Source organism: Desulfurivibrio dismutans, from assembly GCF_029210385.1.
GTDB lineage: Bacteria > Desulfobacterota > Desulfobulbia > Desulfobulbales > Desulfurivibrionaceae > Desulfurivibrio > Desulfurivibrio dismutans.
In genome coordinates this window covers 26,295-40,517 of record NZ_JARGDQ010000013.1, presented here as the reverse complement: position 1 = coordinate 40,517, position 14,223 = coordinate 26,295, and the positions used below count along the sequence as shown (strand labels likewise).

At 62.8% G+C, this 14,223-nt stretch carries 10 protein-coding genes; 1 reads left to right on the top strand and 9 read right to left on the bottom strand.

Translation table 11 applies throughout. From position 1 onward, the window contains the following. Positions 1 to 214: 214 nt before the first annotated feature. The 5 genes from P0N66_RS12500 to treY all read right to left on the bottom strand — a co-directional run bounded on the left by P0N66_RS12500 (position 215) and on the right by treY (position 6,707). On the bottom strand, positions 215 to 742 hold the full coding sequence (locus tag P0N66_RS12500) for a YeeE/YedE thiosulfate transporter family protein (protein WP_275805925.1): 528 nt from the start codon (positions 740 to 742) through the stop codon (positions 215 to 217). After that, positions 739 to 1,254 (bottom strand): YeeE/YedE thiosulfate transporter family protein, encoded by a 516-nt coding sequence (locus P0N66_RS12495; RefSeq protein ID WP_275805923.1) that lies wholly within the window; start codon positions 1,252 to 1,254, stop codon positions 739 to 741. The genes P0N66_RS12500 and P0N66_RS12495 overlap by 4 nt, the downstream gene beginning before the upstream one ends. A 153-nt stretch (positions 1,255 to 1,407) precedes the next feature. Beyond that, entirely contained in the window at positions 1,408 to 2,547 is a 1,140-nt protein-coding gene (locus P0N66_RS12490; protein WP_275805921.1) for an NAD(P)/FAD-dependent oxidoreductase, read from the bottom strand. Then, complete coding sequence (locus tag P0N66_RS12485) at positions 2,537 to 3,355, bottom strand: rhodanese-like domain-containing protein (RefSeq protein WP_275805919.1); 819 nt, start codon at positions 3,353 to 3,355, stop codon at positions 2,537 to 2,539. Before P0N66_RS12485 ends, P0N66_RS12490 begins: the two co-directional genes overlap by 11 nt. Before the next feature lie 64 nt (positions 3,356 to 3,419). Then, positions 3,420 to 6,707, bottom strand: coding sequence for a malto-oligosyltrehalose synthase (treY, locus tag P0N66_RS12480; RefSeq protein ID WP_275805917.1), 3,288 nt, complete (start codon positions 6,705 to 6,707; stop codon positions 3,420 to 3,422). A 183-nt stretch (positions 6,708 to 6,890) separates the two neighbouring features. Between treY and P0N66_RS12475 the strand changes: the two genes are divergently transcribed. Continuing rightward, the gene (locus P0N66_RS12475) at positions 6,891 to 7,475 is read left to right on the top strand and encodes an Hsp20/alpha crystallin family protein (RefSeq protein WP_275805915.1); all 585 of its coding nucleotides are present in this window, start codon (positions 6,891 to 6,893) and stop codon (positions 7,473 to 7,475) included. A gap of 4 nt (positions 7,476 to 7,479) precedes the next feature. On the opposite strand, the gene treZ is transcribed toward P0N66_RS12475, so the two are convergent. The 4 genes from treZ to P0N66_RS12455 form a co-directional block, all read right to left on the bottom strand. Beyond that, positions 7,480 to 9,543 carry a malto-oligosyltrehalose trehalohydrolase gene (treZ, locus tag P0N66_RS12470; RefSeq protein ID WP_431190051.1) on the bottom strand — a complete coding sequence of 688 codons (2,064 nt, stop codon included), beginning with the start codon at positions 9,541 to 9,543 and terminating at the stop codon, positions 7,480 to 7,482. Next, a complete protein-coding gene (gene glgX, locus P0N66_RS12465; protein WP_275805911.1) occupies positions 9,543 to 11,792 on the bottom strand; it encodes a glycogen debranching protein GlgX in 2,250 nt (749 codons plus the stop codon). Before glgX ends, treZ begins: the two co-directional genes overlap by 1 nt. Before the next feature lie 145 nt (positions 11,793 to 11,937). Beyond that, the gene (locus tag P0N66_RS12460) at positions 11,938 to 13,176 is read right to left on the bottom strand and encodes a glycosyltransferase (protein WP_275805909.1); all 1,239 of its coding nucleotides are present in this window, start codon (positions 13,174 to 13,176) and stop codon (positions 11,938 to 11,940) included. Further along, positions 13,173 to 13,895, bottom strand: coding sequence for a DUF5752 family protein (locus P0N66_RS12455; protein WP_275805907.1), 723 nt, complete (start codon positions 13,893 to 13,895; stop codon positions 13,173 to 13,175). Before P0N66_RS12455 ends, P0N66_RS12460 begins: the two co-directional genes overlap by 4 nt. Between the last annotated feature and the right edge of the window lie 328 nt (positions 13,896 to 14,223).

Sequence of the window (14,223 nt, the reverse complement as noted above, 5' to 3'; positions counted from 1 at the left end):
CTTCGGAACCGGGCCCTGACGGCCTCGCTCCCTCCCGTGCTGCAGGAGACGGGCAACATAGCCGAAGAGGTAATGCACGTCAACAGCAATTTTAACAAATTTATTAAAAAAGCTCGCAAGCCAGACGGCGAAAACATGAAATCAGCAAGTTAAGCTGGCTGGAAGCACCCTGGCCCAAGCCCGGAACTTCCAGTCAGTCAGTTTGCCCTGCACCTTACAGCCCCCTTTTCTCCAGCCAGCGCAGCAAGAAAACCACGCCGATGATGAAGACGGGGATCACCAGCCAGTGGTTGACGCCCAAGACCTGCGGCACCGTCAGCTTGCCGAGATCGCCCCAGGTGTAAACGGTGCGCAGCAGCCAGGGGTAGGCCTCGGCAAACAGGGCGGCCCCGGTGACCATGCCCAGGATTCCCCAGAAGGCGTCCACCCGACCCTCGCCCAGGGCGCCGGCGGAGGTGCCGGGGCAGTAGCCCAACAGCCCCCAGCCTAGACCGAAGAGCAGGCCGCCGATAATCACCGGGCCGGCCACCATACTCTTGATCGATAACTCGGCCAGGCCCAGGTCCTGCAGCAGGTAAACCCCAACCATGCCCACCATGACGCTGGTGAGCATGAACTTGACGATGGTCATGTCCAGTAGCCGCAGGGCTCCCAACTGCTTGTCATAACGGATTACCCGGGCCTTCTGGAGCAGAAAGCCGAACAAAAAGCCGGTGATCAGACCATAAAGTAACGAACTCATGATTTGCCACCTCCATAGACGATGCGGGCCATGATTACCCCGGCCACAAAGAAACAAATTAATGCCACAAACCCACTGACCGCTAGTTGAAGCGAACCGCTCAACCCGTGACCGCTGGGTCAGCCGTCGGCCAGCCGAGCACCGAACATGGCCACCACCCCGCCGGCAAAAGCCACCACTGCCCGTTTTACCGGGGTGTGACCAAAGCGCCGCTGCCACATATCCGGTACCGTCTGCAGGCGAAAAGTGCCGGAAGCCAGGGCGGCGACCAAAGAACCCAGGAAAATGCCGAAAACAAACATCCACTGCCAGTCGATCCCGGGGACCACCTTGACAAAGTAATCCATTTCTGCGACCCGTTCCGGACCCAACAACTGCTCGATCATCCCGGCGGTTCGCACAAACGAGGTGGACGCACCGAAAAACTGACCGGCCAGCAGCACCGACAGCACCCCCAGCAGGCCGGCCAAACCGCCGGCCAGATAGGGACTCCAGGCACCATTCTGTTTCATGATTCTTCCTCCTTGCTCTTTAAATTTTAAATGCAATAATTAAAGAACTGCGTACACTAAACCCCATATCATCACCAACACGACAGTGTTCAGCTGATAACAATCAATTGTCGTTATTCTAGCTCCCGATTGTCAAGGAAAAACGTTTTTTTATCAGGCGTGCTGTTGAAAACGACGCATGAACCGGCGGTCGATATAGTCTTTGATACGGAAAGCCAAACGGCCGCCGAAAATCAGCCAGCGTTTCTGGAGCACCCCGGTGTCATCACCCAGGTTGTAAATCAGCAGGTAGTCGCCGCCCGGGGCAAACGTCCGCAACTCGCCACCTTCCAGGGCCGCCAGCAGGTTGTGGCGCAGCACCGGGTTTTGCCGCACCGCATAAACCCCGACCTTGTCCAACGGTTGGGGTTCAAAGTAAATACAGTCGCCACCGCCGAATATCTGCGACTTCCCCGGGCAGTGCAGATATTCGTTGACCAGCAGGCCGCCGTCGGGCCCCACCGGCAGGCCGGAGTCGGCAAAGATGGGCGCGGGCCTGATCCCTTGGGCAAGAAAGATAAAATCCGCCTTGCAGTTGTTGTTCCTGCCCTCTATCACCACCCTGCCGTCGTGTATTTCCTGCACCCGGCCCGGCTCCACCACCTCGATATGCCGCCGCGCCAAAGAAGCGTTGACCCGCCGGCGCACCTCTTCGGAAGCCCGGCCCATCAGTTTACGACCAGCAAAGATTCGGATGCAGGGGCGCTGGTGGCCGGCCTCCCGCAGCAAGCGCCAGGTGTTGCCGGCGATTTCCACCGCCGAAGGCCCGCCGCCGATCACCGCCACTTTGGGGGGGCCTTCGATGGCCAGGGCCAGCAACTGTTGGCGAGCTTCCCACAGCCGCTCGATGGGCTTAACGGTAAAAATCGGCACCCCTTCGCCCTCGGCGGCGGTAATGGGCAAACTGGTCGGCACCTGGCTGCCGGCGTTGCAGGAAACCACATCATATGGGATGCGGCCGCCGTCGGCCAACTCCACCTCGCCCGCCACCGGGTCAATGCGGGTCACCCGGCCCAGCACGAAGGTGCCGCCCAGCTTTTCCACCTGCTGCTGGGTAGCGAAGCGAATATCCTCCGGCTGGTAGGTACCCCCCAGCATCCCCGGCCCCATTCCCGAATAATAATGGTAGGGCGAGGGCGCCACCACGGTTACCGAATGCCCCCGGCGAACGAAGTTGCCGATGGCGGCCAGGGTTTGCATGTGGGCATGCCCGCCGCCCACCAGCACCAGTTTTTTACCTGTTTTATGCGGCATTGTCCCCTTCCCCGGCCTGCTCCAACTCACGGGCCAACAGGGCCAGATGCTCTTTTTCTTCCGCCGCCATGGCCAGAAAAAACTCTCGGCTGGCGGCCACTTCGCTTTGTGCGGCCAGGCGCAGGTAAAGATCCTGGGCCTGGAATTCAAGCCCCATGGCCTGATCCAGGGCTTGGGCCGGGGTGGCGGAGGTAAACGATGTCGGGGGCCGGCCGCCTTCCAGCAGTTCATCCTGCCCGGCCGGCTCCAGGTTTTGGCCGGTTTTCTTGCGGTACTCAGCGGCCAGCCGGGCCTTGTGGCCGTCTTCCAGGCCCGCCAGGCGCTGGTAGGTTTTTTGCAGGGCGGCATCGCCGCTGTCGGCCGCCAGTTTAAGGTAAAAACGCTGCAGGCCGTCCTCCATGGCGTAGGCCAAAGCGGCGGCTTCGTCATATTCGGCCTCGGCGGGCAGCAGTTCCAGGCCCGCCTCGACGGGTCCGGCGGCCTTGCCTCCTTCCCAGGCCTTGATGCCGCCGGCCACATTGTAGACCTCCTTGAAGCCTTGACCGTTCAAATACTGGGCCGCCGCCCGGCTGCGCCCTCCCACGGCGCAATAAACCAGCACCGGCCGGGCCGGGTCCAGCTCGGCCTGACGCTGGGCCAGTTCCTTGATGGGAATCAGGCGCGCCCCCGGCAGGTGCTCCGCCTCGTACTCCTTGGGCTGGCGAACATCCAACAACTGGTACTCAGCGGCCGAACGTTGATCCATAAACTTACGTGCCTCGGCGGGGTCCAAAGACGGCGTGCGGGAAAAAAGTCTTTTCCAGTTCATTATCTACCTCTTATGCCTCGGTTATGGCGGTTGATCAGTCGCAAGCACCGGCATGCCGGCGCGGTCAGACGGCGGCCCGGCTGTACAGCACCGCCATAGGCAGGGTGGCAAAAAGATCGCCGCAGGTCAAGTAATTCCCGTCCGGCCCCGACAACACCGGCACCTTGCGGCCGGTCAGCAGATCCTGCCAGCCAGTGGCCTGGTCGGCGGCCCGGTCCAGCGGGGTGCTATCCTCCGGCAACGGCAGAACGGTATTCTGCCAGAGCTGTGGATTGAGCAACGCCATGGCCGGGGCGACCCCACCGGTACCCCCGGCACTTTTAACGGCCGAATCAGCCGCCGCTTCCAGTCTCGACCGGCCGGCATTGCCGCCGCCGGACTCCGGTGGCGTCCCAACCGCCGCCAGGGTGGCAAACCAGCGACCGGTGATCACCAGCAGCCGATGTTCCCGCCACTGACGCACAAAAGCGCAGAGATGCTCGCCACGCTCCCCCGTCGCGGTAAGAGGTTGATAGCCGCCTTCCCCAAAAAGTTCAGGAATTTGCCGTCGCAGATGCAACAGGCGGCTGGTGAGCAACAGCTTGAGGCGGCCGTCTTCCAGGTTGGCCAGCAGTTCTTTGATCATCTCCGCCGTGGCGGGCCGGGTCGGGTCCGGCAAGGCCGCCAGCAGTTCCCGCCGACGGCGGTAATCCACCGGTCGGCGGTTGTCCGGGTCCACCAGGGAAAAATCCCAGAGTTCGGTGCCCTGATACAGATCGGGCACGCCGGGGCTGGTCAGTTTAAGCAGCACCTGGGCCAGGGCGTTGAGGAGGCCGTAAGGGGCCAGTTGCCGGACCAGGGGAACAAAGTCGGCCAGGAAAGGATTGGCGCCGGTTAAACCACCCGGCCCGGCTACCCCGGGAGGGCTCAAAAGTTGCTCCACAAAACGGGCGACGGCCTCTTCGTAGGCCGCGTCCGGATTGAGCCAGGAGGTATGGGTTTTGGCCTCACGAATGACTTTAAGCATGTATTCCCGGATGCGCCCGCGATAGTCGCCCAGGGAGTCGCCCCCCGGATTGTAACCGTTTTGGGCGTTCAGCGGCCAGGAACCCAGCAGGGTCTGGTAGAGAAAATATTCGTCGTTGGGGCTGGGGGCCAGGCGGCCGTTGACCCGGCTTTTGCGGGAACGGTTCAGTCGGCGCCAGCGTTTGAGGTACCGGCCCCACAGCTCCGGTACTTCGCTGAGCACGTTGATCCGGGACCGGACATCCTCACTGCGCTTGCTGTCGTGGGTGGAGGTGGCCAGCATGGCTACGGGCCAGCGGCGCAACCGTTCCTGGGCGGCGTGATGAAAGGCCGCCGGACTCACATAAAAGCGGCGGGGATCACCGCCCACCTCGTTCAAGGAAAGCAGACGATTGGCCACATAAAAGGTGGTGTCCTCCAGGGCCTTGGCCATCACCGGGGCGGTGTACTGCTGAAATTTACGGATGAAACGGGCCGATAACGAAAATTCCGACATTTGCCCCGCCGACTCCCCGGCGACGGTCAACGCCTGCTCAGCCAACACCGAACCGGCGGCGCCGGCTCGGTCCCCGACCCCGGAACCATGCGATTCACCGGTCAGCAGACTACGAATGAAGTCATACAGGCCGCCGTCTCTGGCCCAGGCCCGTTTGCGGGCCTGGGCCACGGCCCATTCCACATGGCGCCGGTCTTCCGGGGCAACCTGGTAAATTGCCGCCCCGGCTTCCGCCGGGATGATATAGGTGCGATAAACGGGAAAAGCCGCCGTTATTTCGATCAGCGCCTCCCGCAGGCCGTTTAAGGTAAAATCCCGGGTATGGCGATCACCCTCGGCGATGTCCTTGAGCAGCCGGGCCAGCACCGTCAGTTCGCTGGCCAACTGGCCGGTGATGATCAGCTTCTTGCGCCGGTAAAGCAGCTCGTCGAAGTCCTGGCGGCGACCGACAAAACGGTGATAGATGCGGCTCAATACCGCCTCGTGGGCCGGCTGGACAAAGAGGCCGTTGACCTGATTGACAAAATCGTAACCGGTGGTGCCGTGTACCTGCCAATTTTTCGGCAGATGCTCATGGACGGCGAGGATTTTTTCCACCACCAGATAAATCCCGGCCGTTTCCCCGCCGCTCTTCTCCGCTGGGGTCGAACCCGGCCCCGCCACCGAGGACGAACCCGGTACCAGTTCCGGGGCGGCGTTACCCTCCGACCATGAAACCGGTCCGGTGCCGGAGTCCGCCCTTACCGCCGCCACCGCGGCCTGCAGGCGGCGGAAATATCCCGCCGGATCGCTTAGCCCGTCGGGGTGGTCCACCCGCAGGCCGTCGATCCGGCCGGCGGCCACCAGTTCCAGCAGCAGGCCATGGGTGGCGGTAAAAACCTCTTCCCGTTCCGCCTGCAGCCCGGCCAGGGAGTTGATATCGAAAAAACGGCGGTAGTTGATTTCATCGCCGGCCACCACCCAATGGGCCGGGCGATAAACCTGCTGTTCCAGCAGTTGATGCAGCCGCTCACCCCGCCGGGCAACGGCCTCCGGCCGGTGGTCGCCGGGCTGGTTGAAGTAATCGAGACATTGTTGCCAGAAGGTGTTGACCCAGGAAAACCGGGCGCCGAGCTCGCGCAACCGCTGCTTGGTGATCTCCTTGTCCCGCCGCCGCTCCTGCCGCCGCTCCGGCTCCCGGTCGGCCCGACCCGGCAGGTGGGCCAGGGCGGTGAGCAGGTTTTCCAACTCCGCCCGGCCCGGGTCATCGGCGGGCAGCCGGCGGCGTAACGCTTCCAGGCCGGGAGCCGCCACCGCCGGGTAGGTGACCGGGTCCAAGGGCAACCGGTGTTCGTAGTAGGCAAAGTGGAAGCTGCCGGCGGTTGAATCATAATCCAGCTTGATCTCGCCCTTATCCAGCGCCGCACCGTAAGGCTGACCCAGCAGGGGCAGCAGGATCTTGCCCCGCAGGGTTTCATGGGCCGGCCGCCAGTCGATGTCGAAGAAATCGGCATACTCGGCGGCGGGGCCGTTTTCCAGCACATCCTGCCACCAGGCATTGTCGGCTCCGCCCACCCCCATGTGGTTGGGCACAATATCGACGATCAGTCCCATGCCGTGTTCATGCAAACCCGCCACCAGACGGTCGAAATCCGCCCGCCCGCCCAGTTCCGGGTTCAGTTGGTGATGATCGACAATGTCATAGCCATGCATGCTGCCGAGCCGGGCCTTGAGCAGGGGCGAGGCGTAGCAATGGCTGACCCCCAGGCGATGAAGATAGGGCACCAGTTGGGCGGCGGCGGCAAAGGTAAAATCCCGGTTGAACTGCAGCCGGTAGGTGGCATAAGGAAAACTACGGGGCCGGGACGACATGGGCGGGCCTCCTGCGGGGCTGATGAACGGTTGTTTTTTGCTGTACAATCACCTTTCATTCCCGCAGACTGAGCAAAAGATCATGCCCCGGGAGCAATCTTGACAGCGGCCAAAGCGGAATTATTGTATCAGCCAAAAGGCTGGTGCGTTAACCAAAAAAACTGATTTCCAAGGAGGTACGTTATGGACATCAAAAAATTTTCCCCCTGGAATTGGTTCAAGAAGGAAAACGAGGAAAGCGGTTCCGTGGTGCCGGTGCGCCGCAGCGGTGCAACGGAGCAACAGCCCTCCCGTCTGCCGACCGGCCGGGCGCATGACCCCATCATGCAGTTGCACCGGGAGATGGACCGGCTGTTTGAAGACGCCTTTCGCGGCTTCGGCCTCGGCCCCCTTGGTCGGGAAGGGCTGCCCACCCCGGTGGCCACCGGCGGTCTGCTGCGCCCCAGCGTCGATATCACCGCCGGCGAAAAGGAGTACACCATCACCGTGGAAGTTCCCGGGGTGGCTGAAAATGACGTCAAGGTGGAGATCAGCGGCGACACCATGACCATCGGTGGCGAAAAGAAGCAGGAAAAGGAAGAGAAGGAAAAGGATTACTACCGCATGGAGCGCACCTACGGCTCCTTCCAGCGGGTTCTCTCCCTGCCTGACGATGCCGACGCCGACGGAGTGGCGGCCAACTTCAAAAACGGGGTGCTGAACATCACCGTGCCCCGGCGGCCCACCAGCGACAAGGACGTCAAGCAGATCGAGATCAAAAGCGCCTGAGCGCTTAAACCAGCAACCACCGCACCGACCAAGGGGGTAACCGGCCTGGTTGCGGATCGGCAACCAGGCTGAACAACTCCCGACCCGCCACCTCCGGGGCCGCCACCGGGTGCTTGCCCAGATTAGCCAGCAACATCAGCCTTTGTCCAGCCGCCAGCGGCCAGCTTACTTTGAGGCCGGTGGCGGCAAAAATTTGATATTCGGCTGCACCAACCGCCAGTTGCGGCAGCAGGGGGATGATTTCCCGGTGGCGCAGGGCCAGCAGGCGGCGGTGCAGGGTTAGCCAAGCCCGGTTGGCCGTTTTTTCCTTTTCCGCCCAGTCCAGCTTGCTGGCCTGAAAGGTGGCCGGGGCGGCGGGATCGGGAATCAAATGTTGTTGTTCGGGCGTGGTGAAGGCCGGAAAATCGGCGAATTCCCGGCGGCGGCCCGCAGTGACCAGTTGGGCCAGTTCGGGCCCGAAATCGGCAAAAAAGAGAAAGGGGGTGGCAGCCCCCCACTCCTGGCCCATGAAGAGCAGGGGGGGCGAAGGGGCCGGCAGCAGGATGGCGGTCAGGGCGCGCAGGGCCGCCGACGGGGCCAGTCGGGTCAACCGTTCGCCCAAGGCGCGGTTGCCGATCTGGTCGTGATTCTGGAGAAAATTCACCATGGCGGTGGGCGGCAGGTGCCGACTGGACTCTCCCCGCCGGCGGCCGCCGCGAAAGGGGGACGGCTCACCTTGGTAGGCAAAACCCTGGCTGAGACAGCGGCCCAGCAGTGCCAAGGGCCGGTCGGCATAATCGCGGTAATAGCCTTCCCCTTCGCCGGTGAGCAAAACATGGGCGGCGTGGTGCCAGTCGTCGTTCCACTGGGCGTTGTAATGGCGGGGTAAAGGCTCACCAGGCGCCGCCGCAAGCGGCGACCGGGCCGGGTCACGGGCCAGGAAACGGGCCTGGTTGGCGTCGTTTTCCAGGATCAGGTGCCGGGGGCGGTAGCCCGCCGGTTTATCGTCAACCGCCGGCCTTTCGCAACAACGCTCAACCTCGGCGGCCAGTTCAAACAAAAAATGGGGCTCGGAATCATCAAAGATGGCGTGCACCGCGTCCAGCCGCAGGCCGTCGAAGTTGTATTCCGTAAGCCAGTAGAGGGCGTTGTCGATGAAAAAGCGGCGCACCCAGCGACTTTGTGCGCCGTCGAAGTTGATGGCCTCCCCCCAGGGGGTTTGATGCCGCCGGGTGAAAAAGGGCGGGGCGTAGGTATGCAGGTAATTGCCCTCGGGACCGAAGTGGTTGTAGACCACGTCCAGCAGGACCATCAGGCCGCGGGCGTGGGCGGCGGCCACCAGGCTTTTCAAATCTTCCGGCTCGCCGTAGGGGGCCGCCGGAGCAAAGGGCAGCACCCCGTCGTAGCCCCAGTTGCGTTGCCCCGGAAAGGCCGCCAGGGGCATCAGCTCCAGGGCCGTTACCCCCAATTCGGCCAGGTAATCCAGCCGCTGCTCGGCGGCGGCCAGGGTGCCCTCGGGAGTAAAGCCGCCGATGTGCAGTTCGTACACCACCGCCTCCGCCCAGGGGCGGCCTGGCCACGCCCGGTCCGGCCAGGACCGGGCGGCGGGATCAACCACCCGGCTGGGGCCGTGCACCCCGGCCGGCTGAAAACGGGAGGCCGGGTCCGGCACCAGCAAACCGCCATCAATCCGGTAACAGTATAGATCACCGGCGGCGGCCCGGTGGCTGATCAGTTCAAACCACCCTTCCCCCGCCGCCGCCATGGCGACAACCTCCACCAAATCACCACGCGCCGCATTTTCCCGCCACCAGGCCGCCTGCAAACTGCCCAGGCCCCCCTCGCCGTCAGCAGCGGGGGCGGCAGCACCGACCATGGCGGGGGCGGCGGGCGGCGTGGTACCGCTAACGACCCGGTTTCCGGCCCGCCCCCCAGCCTGGCTGCCGGGTTGGCTGGCGGTCAAGCCCCCAGCCGACCCGACCAGACGGCACAACTCCACCCGGTCGGCGGCCGGGGCCCAGAGCCGGAAACGCACCCCGCCGCCGGACAGGCAGGCGGCGCCAAAAGGCATGTCATGACAACGCTGCATCATTTTTTGCGCAAATCATGGTCAACGTTCAGCCGTGCCGCAGATTCGGGCAAGCGACCGTCCGGGTACGCAAGCTTGGCCGATCGCCCGTAGATGTGGTGCTGCTGGACGTTCACCTGTCGGGGATGGGCCACCAGCAGGGCCAGGGAACGGGGCGCCAGGGGGAATTGTTCGCCGGGGCGCAGAAAACGCCCGGAGGCCGGTTCTGCGCCGCCGGGCCAGAAGGTGTCCAGCTCCACCTGCCAGAGCTTGGCCGGCGGCAGTTCGGGGATGGTAAAGGGAATTTCTTCGTGGTGGGCGTTGATCAGCAGCAGGAAGGAGTCGTCCCGCACCGGCCGGCCCCGCTCGTCTTCCTCGGCCATGGCCTGGCCGGCGAGAAAGATGCCCAGGCAGCGGGCAAACTCATGGCTCCACTCTTCGTCGCTCATCTCGCTGCCGCTTGGCGTCAGCCAAATGATATCTTTGAACTCGGAACTTTTCAGACTTCTCCCCTGAAAGAAACGGCGACGGCGAAAAACCCGGTGTTGACGGTTGAGTTGCAGCAACCGCTGGGTGAAAGAGAGCAACCTCTGCTGCTCTTCATCCAGCTCCCAGTCAAGCCAGCTCAGTTCATTATCCTGACAGTAGGCGTTATTGTTGCCCTGCTGACTGCGGCCGAACTCATCACCGGCGCAAAGCATGGGCACCCCCTGGGAGAGCAGCAGGGTGGCCAGCAGGTTGCGTTGCTGGCGAGCCCGCAAGGCGTTGATCTCGGGGTCGTCGGTGGGGCCTTCGGCGCCGCAGTTCCAGCTCCGGTTGTGGCTCTCGCCGTCCCGATTGTCCTCGCCGTTGGCCTCGTTATGTTTGTCGTTGTAGCTCACCAGGTCGCGCAGGGTGAAGCCGTCGTGGCAGGTGATGAAGTTGATGCTGGCGTGGGGACGGCGGCCGCCCCGTTCATACAGGTCGCTGGAGCCGGTGAGCCGATAGGCCAGATCGCCGATGGCGCCGCCCTCCCCTTTCCAGAAGGAGCGTACCTCGTCGCGGTAGCGGCCGTTCCATTCAGTCCAACCCACCGGGAAGTTGCCCACCTGGTAGCCGCCCTCCCCCAGATCCCAGGGCTCGGCGATCAGCTTCACCTGGGAAAGCACCGGATCCTGGTGGATGATGTCAAAAAAAGCCCCCAGCCGGTTCACCTCGTGCAGTTCCCGGGCCAGGGCCGAGGCCAGGTCGAAACGGAAGCCGTCCACGTGCATCTCCAGCACCCAGTAGCGCAGGCTGTCCATGATCAATTGCAGCACCCTGGGGTGCTGCATGTTGAGGGTGTTGCCGCAGCCGGTGTAGTCGCGGTAGTAACGCAACTGGTCGGGTTCCAGGCGGTAGTAGGCCCGGTTGTCGATGCCCCGGAAGGAGAAGGTCGGCCCCAGCTGGTTGCCCTCGGCGGTGTGGTTGTAGACCACGTCCAGAATCACTTCAATGCCGGCGGCATGCAGCGCCTTGACCATGCTCTTGAACTCGTCGACCCCGCTGTCGAAGCTGTAACGCCGTTCCGGGGCAAAAAAGCCGATGGTGTTGTAGCCCCAGTAGTTGCGCAAATCCCTGTCCACCAGGTGGCGTTCGTCCACCATGGCATGCACCGGCATCAGTTCCACGGCGGTGATCCCCAGGCGGCGGAGGTAGTCAATGGCCGGCTCACTGGCCAGTCCGGCGTAGGTGCCGCGCAAGTTTTCGGGGATCTGCGGCAATAGCTTGGTAAAACCTTTGACGTGCAACTCGTAGATCACCGTGTCATGCCAGGGGGTGGCCGGCGGCCGATCATCGCCCCAGGTAAAGGCGGGATCGATGACCCGGCATTTGGGCAGATAACGGGCGCTGTCCCGGCGATCCGGCGACAGGTCTTCCCGGCGGCCCCCCACCCGGTAACCGAACAGGGCGTCATGCCAGCGCAGCTCCCCGGCCAGGTCCTTGGCGTAGGGGTCCAACAGCAGCTTGGCGGGGTTGAAACGGTGCCCCTCTTCCGGCGCATAGGGGCCGTGCACCCGGTAGGCGTAGAGCCAGCCGGGCCGGGCCTGGGGAATATAACAGTGCCAGACCTGATCGGTTTGTTCCTTGAGTTCAAGAGAAGCGGTCTGCCGTCCCCGATGATCAAAGAGACACAGTTCAACCTTGGTGGCGTTTTCCGAAAAAAGCGCGAAATTAACCCCCAAGCCGTCCCAGGTGGCCCCCAGGGGATAGGGATGCCCCGGCCAAAAGGCAATTTGCTGTTGGTTCATGATCCTTTGCAACCTCCATTCCGGCAACCGGGGGCCGACCGTTTACTGTTCACAGCCTGCCCGCCCCCACAGGCATCCATCCCGTTTATCAGCCCGTTGAAAAACGGGATGTTAGCTCTGCCCTCTGTCCTCCGACTTCCGGATCTCACAACTCGATCCGGTATTCGGCCTGGTGCAGCAGGCCGACAATCAGGGCCAGGTATTCCCGCAGGTGGCGGGTGAGCAGAAAATTTTCCCGCACGAACTGGCGGGCCTTCTCGCCCATCTCCGCCATCCGATCGCGGCGGTAGAGCAGGTAACGAATCCGCAGTGCCGCCCCCTGGGGGGTGCGGACCAGGAAACCGGTCTGGTAGTTGACCACCTGCAGACGGATACCACCGGTATCGCCGCCGATCACCGGCTTGCCCTTCCACAGCCCCTCGGTGACCGTCAGCCCGAAACCCTCCTTGGTGGATTTCTGGATCACGATATCCGCCGCCCGCTGCAGGGCGTTGATGGTGCGATGGGCGTCCGGCGGCAGCAACAGTACCTTGACGTCGGGATCATCGCCGGCGGCCCGGCGGACATCCTGCAAGACCACCTCCCCTTCCGGATCGTCGGTGGCAGTACCGCCGGCCAGCACCAGTTGCAGGCCGGGCACGAACTTGCGGGCCAGACGGTGGGCCTCGATGACCCCCACCGGGTCCTTGAAGCGATCGAAGCGGGAAACCTGCAGCACCATGGGCCGCTCCGGGTCCAGATCAAACTCCTTGCGCACCCGGTCGATTTCAGCAGTCGGCAGTTCGATGTTTTTGTCGCTCAAGGGGTCGATGCTGGGGGGGATGATATATTCAGGATGGGGCAGGGCCTGGGCAAAGTCCGGCAGGGAAAAGACACTGGCGTCGTAAGGGGCGATATGGTCGCGCAGGTAGCGCCAGAGCGGCCGGTAGGGGCGGCTGGCGTCGATATGGCAGCGCCAGATCCAGCGGCCCCGACGGTTGGGGCACAACCCCAGCAGGGGGGCGGGCTGGGGGTCGTGGATAAAGACGAAATCCGCCGCCTCCAGTTGCTCCCGCAGTTTTTCAGCGTTTTCCCGGTTGGCTTCTTCATAGGCACGCAACAGAGAGTCGGCGATGGGCCCCCGGTGGCCCTGCAACCCGTTGTGCATGGCCTTGGTGCAACGGTAAAATTCATCGTTGCCGCTGATCACCTCCCAGCTGGTGTCAATTCCCAGTTCGTTGCTCAGCGGCACCAGTTTCTCCAGGATCTCCGCCACCCCGCCACCCACCCGAGTGGAGTTGACATGCACCACCTTCATCCCCTGCAGGGGAAGGGACAACTGCTGCAGATGGGCAATGACATCCTGCCCCACCACCTCGGCATAGGCCGCCAGCATCTCCTTCATGATTTCTCCTCCCCGTCGCAGAACTGCCGGCACAGGCCCACCAGCTCTTCCCGTACCTGGCTCAAGCTGGCGAAGAAGGGGTCGATCTTGCCCAGGCCACGGCGCAACTCCTCGTATTCCGCCCCGAAACCGGCCAACCAGAAGCTGAAGTCATCCCCGCCATCTTCCAGGCGGCGACGGGCGTCGATAAAGTGGTAAAACACCGAACCGGTGGCGATCTCCGGCAAAACCGCGGACATCTCCGAGGGGTGCTGCAGGGTTTTGCCGGTGGCAAAGATCACCAGTTGTGAGCGGAGAAATTCAAAGGGCCGCTCGGCCCGCAACCAGGGGGCAAGTTCACTGCTGTCCAGCCGTTCATCGATGATATCCAGCAACTCCCGGCGCAGGCTTTCCAATTTACGGTGCTCGCCGGGGTCCACCACCGCCAGCTGCTCGGCCAGCCCCGGTTCGTGCAGGTGGTGGCGGCACCAGGCGGCAAAGTCGTTGTTGAACTCCCGCTCCTCGAAACGGGCCCCCAGCAACCCACCCCAGAAGTGATGATAAACACTGTCCAGGGTAACATCCCGCAGATGATCGCGAAATTCGACCAGAGTAAAGGCCTTACGCCCGGTGGCGATGGCTATCAGGGAGCAGTCCTTGAGGGCGAAGGGTTGTTGGGCATGAACGGCGGCAGTTGCATGGTCAGAGGAATTGGTGGCAGCGGCGGCAGTGGCGGTCATGTCTCGGCTCCGGGTAGATATTAGACCTCGCCAGGCAAGCAATTGCTCCGGATGCCAGCCTGAAAACCCAGTATCAGGCCGAGCATGAGTTCTTGTCAAGCGCTAATAAAATCTTCGTCCCAACTACGACATGGAGTGGGCGCAGGATGGTGACCGGTTCTGGCTGCTGCAGGCGCGACCAATCACCGCCACCAACATCTGCACCTATTTCGCATTGCAATCGCAACCCACCATACAATTGCAAATAACTTCAGCAGCTAAATCCTTGACTTTGATCCTTCTTTTCCTGATGATTAGTGGAGTCTCCGCGCAATTAAAACTTCATCCC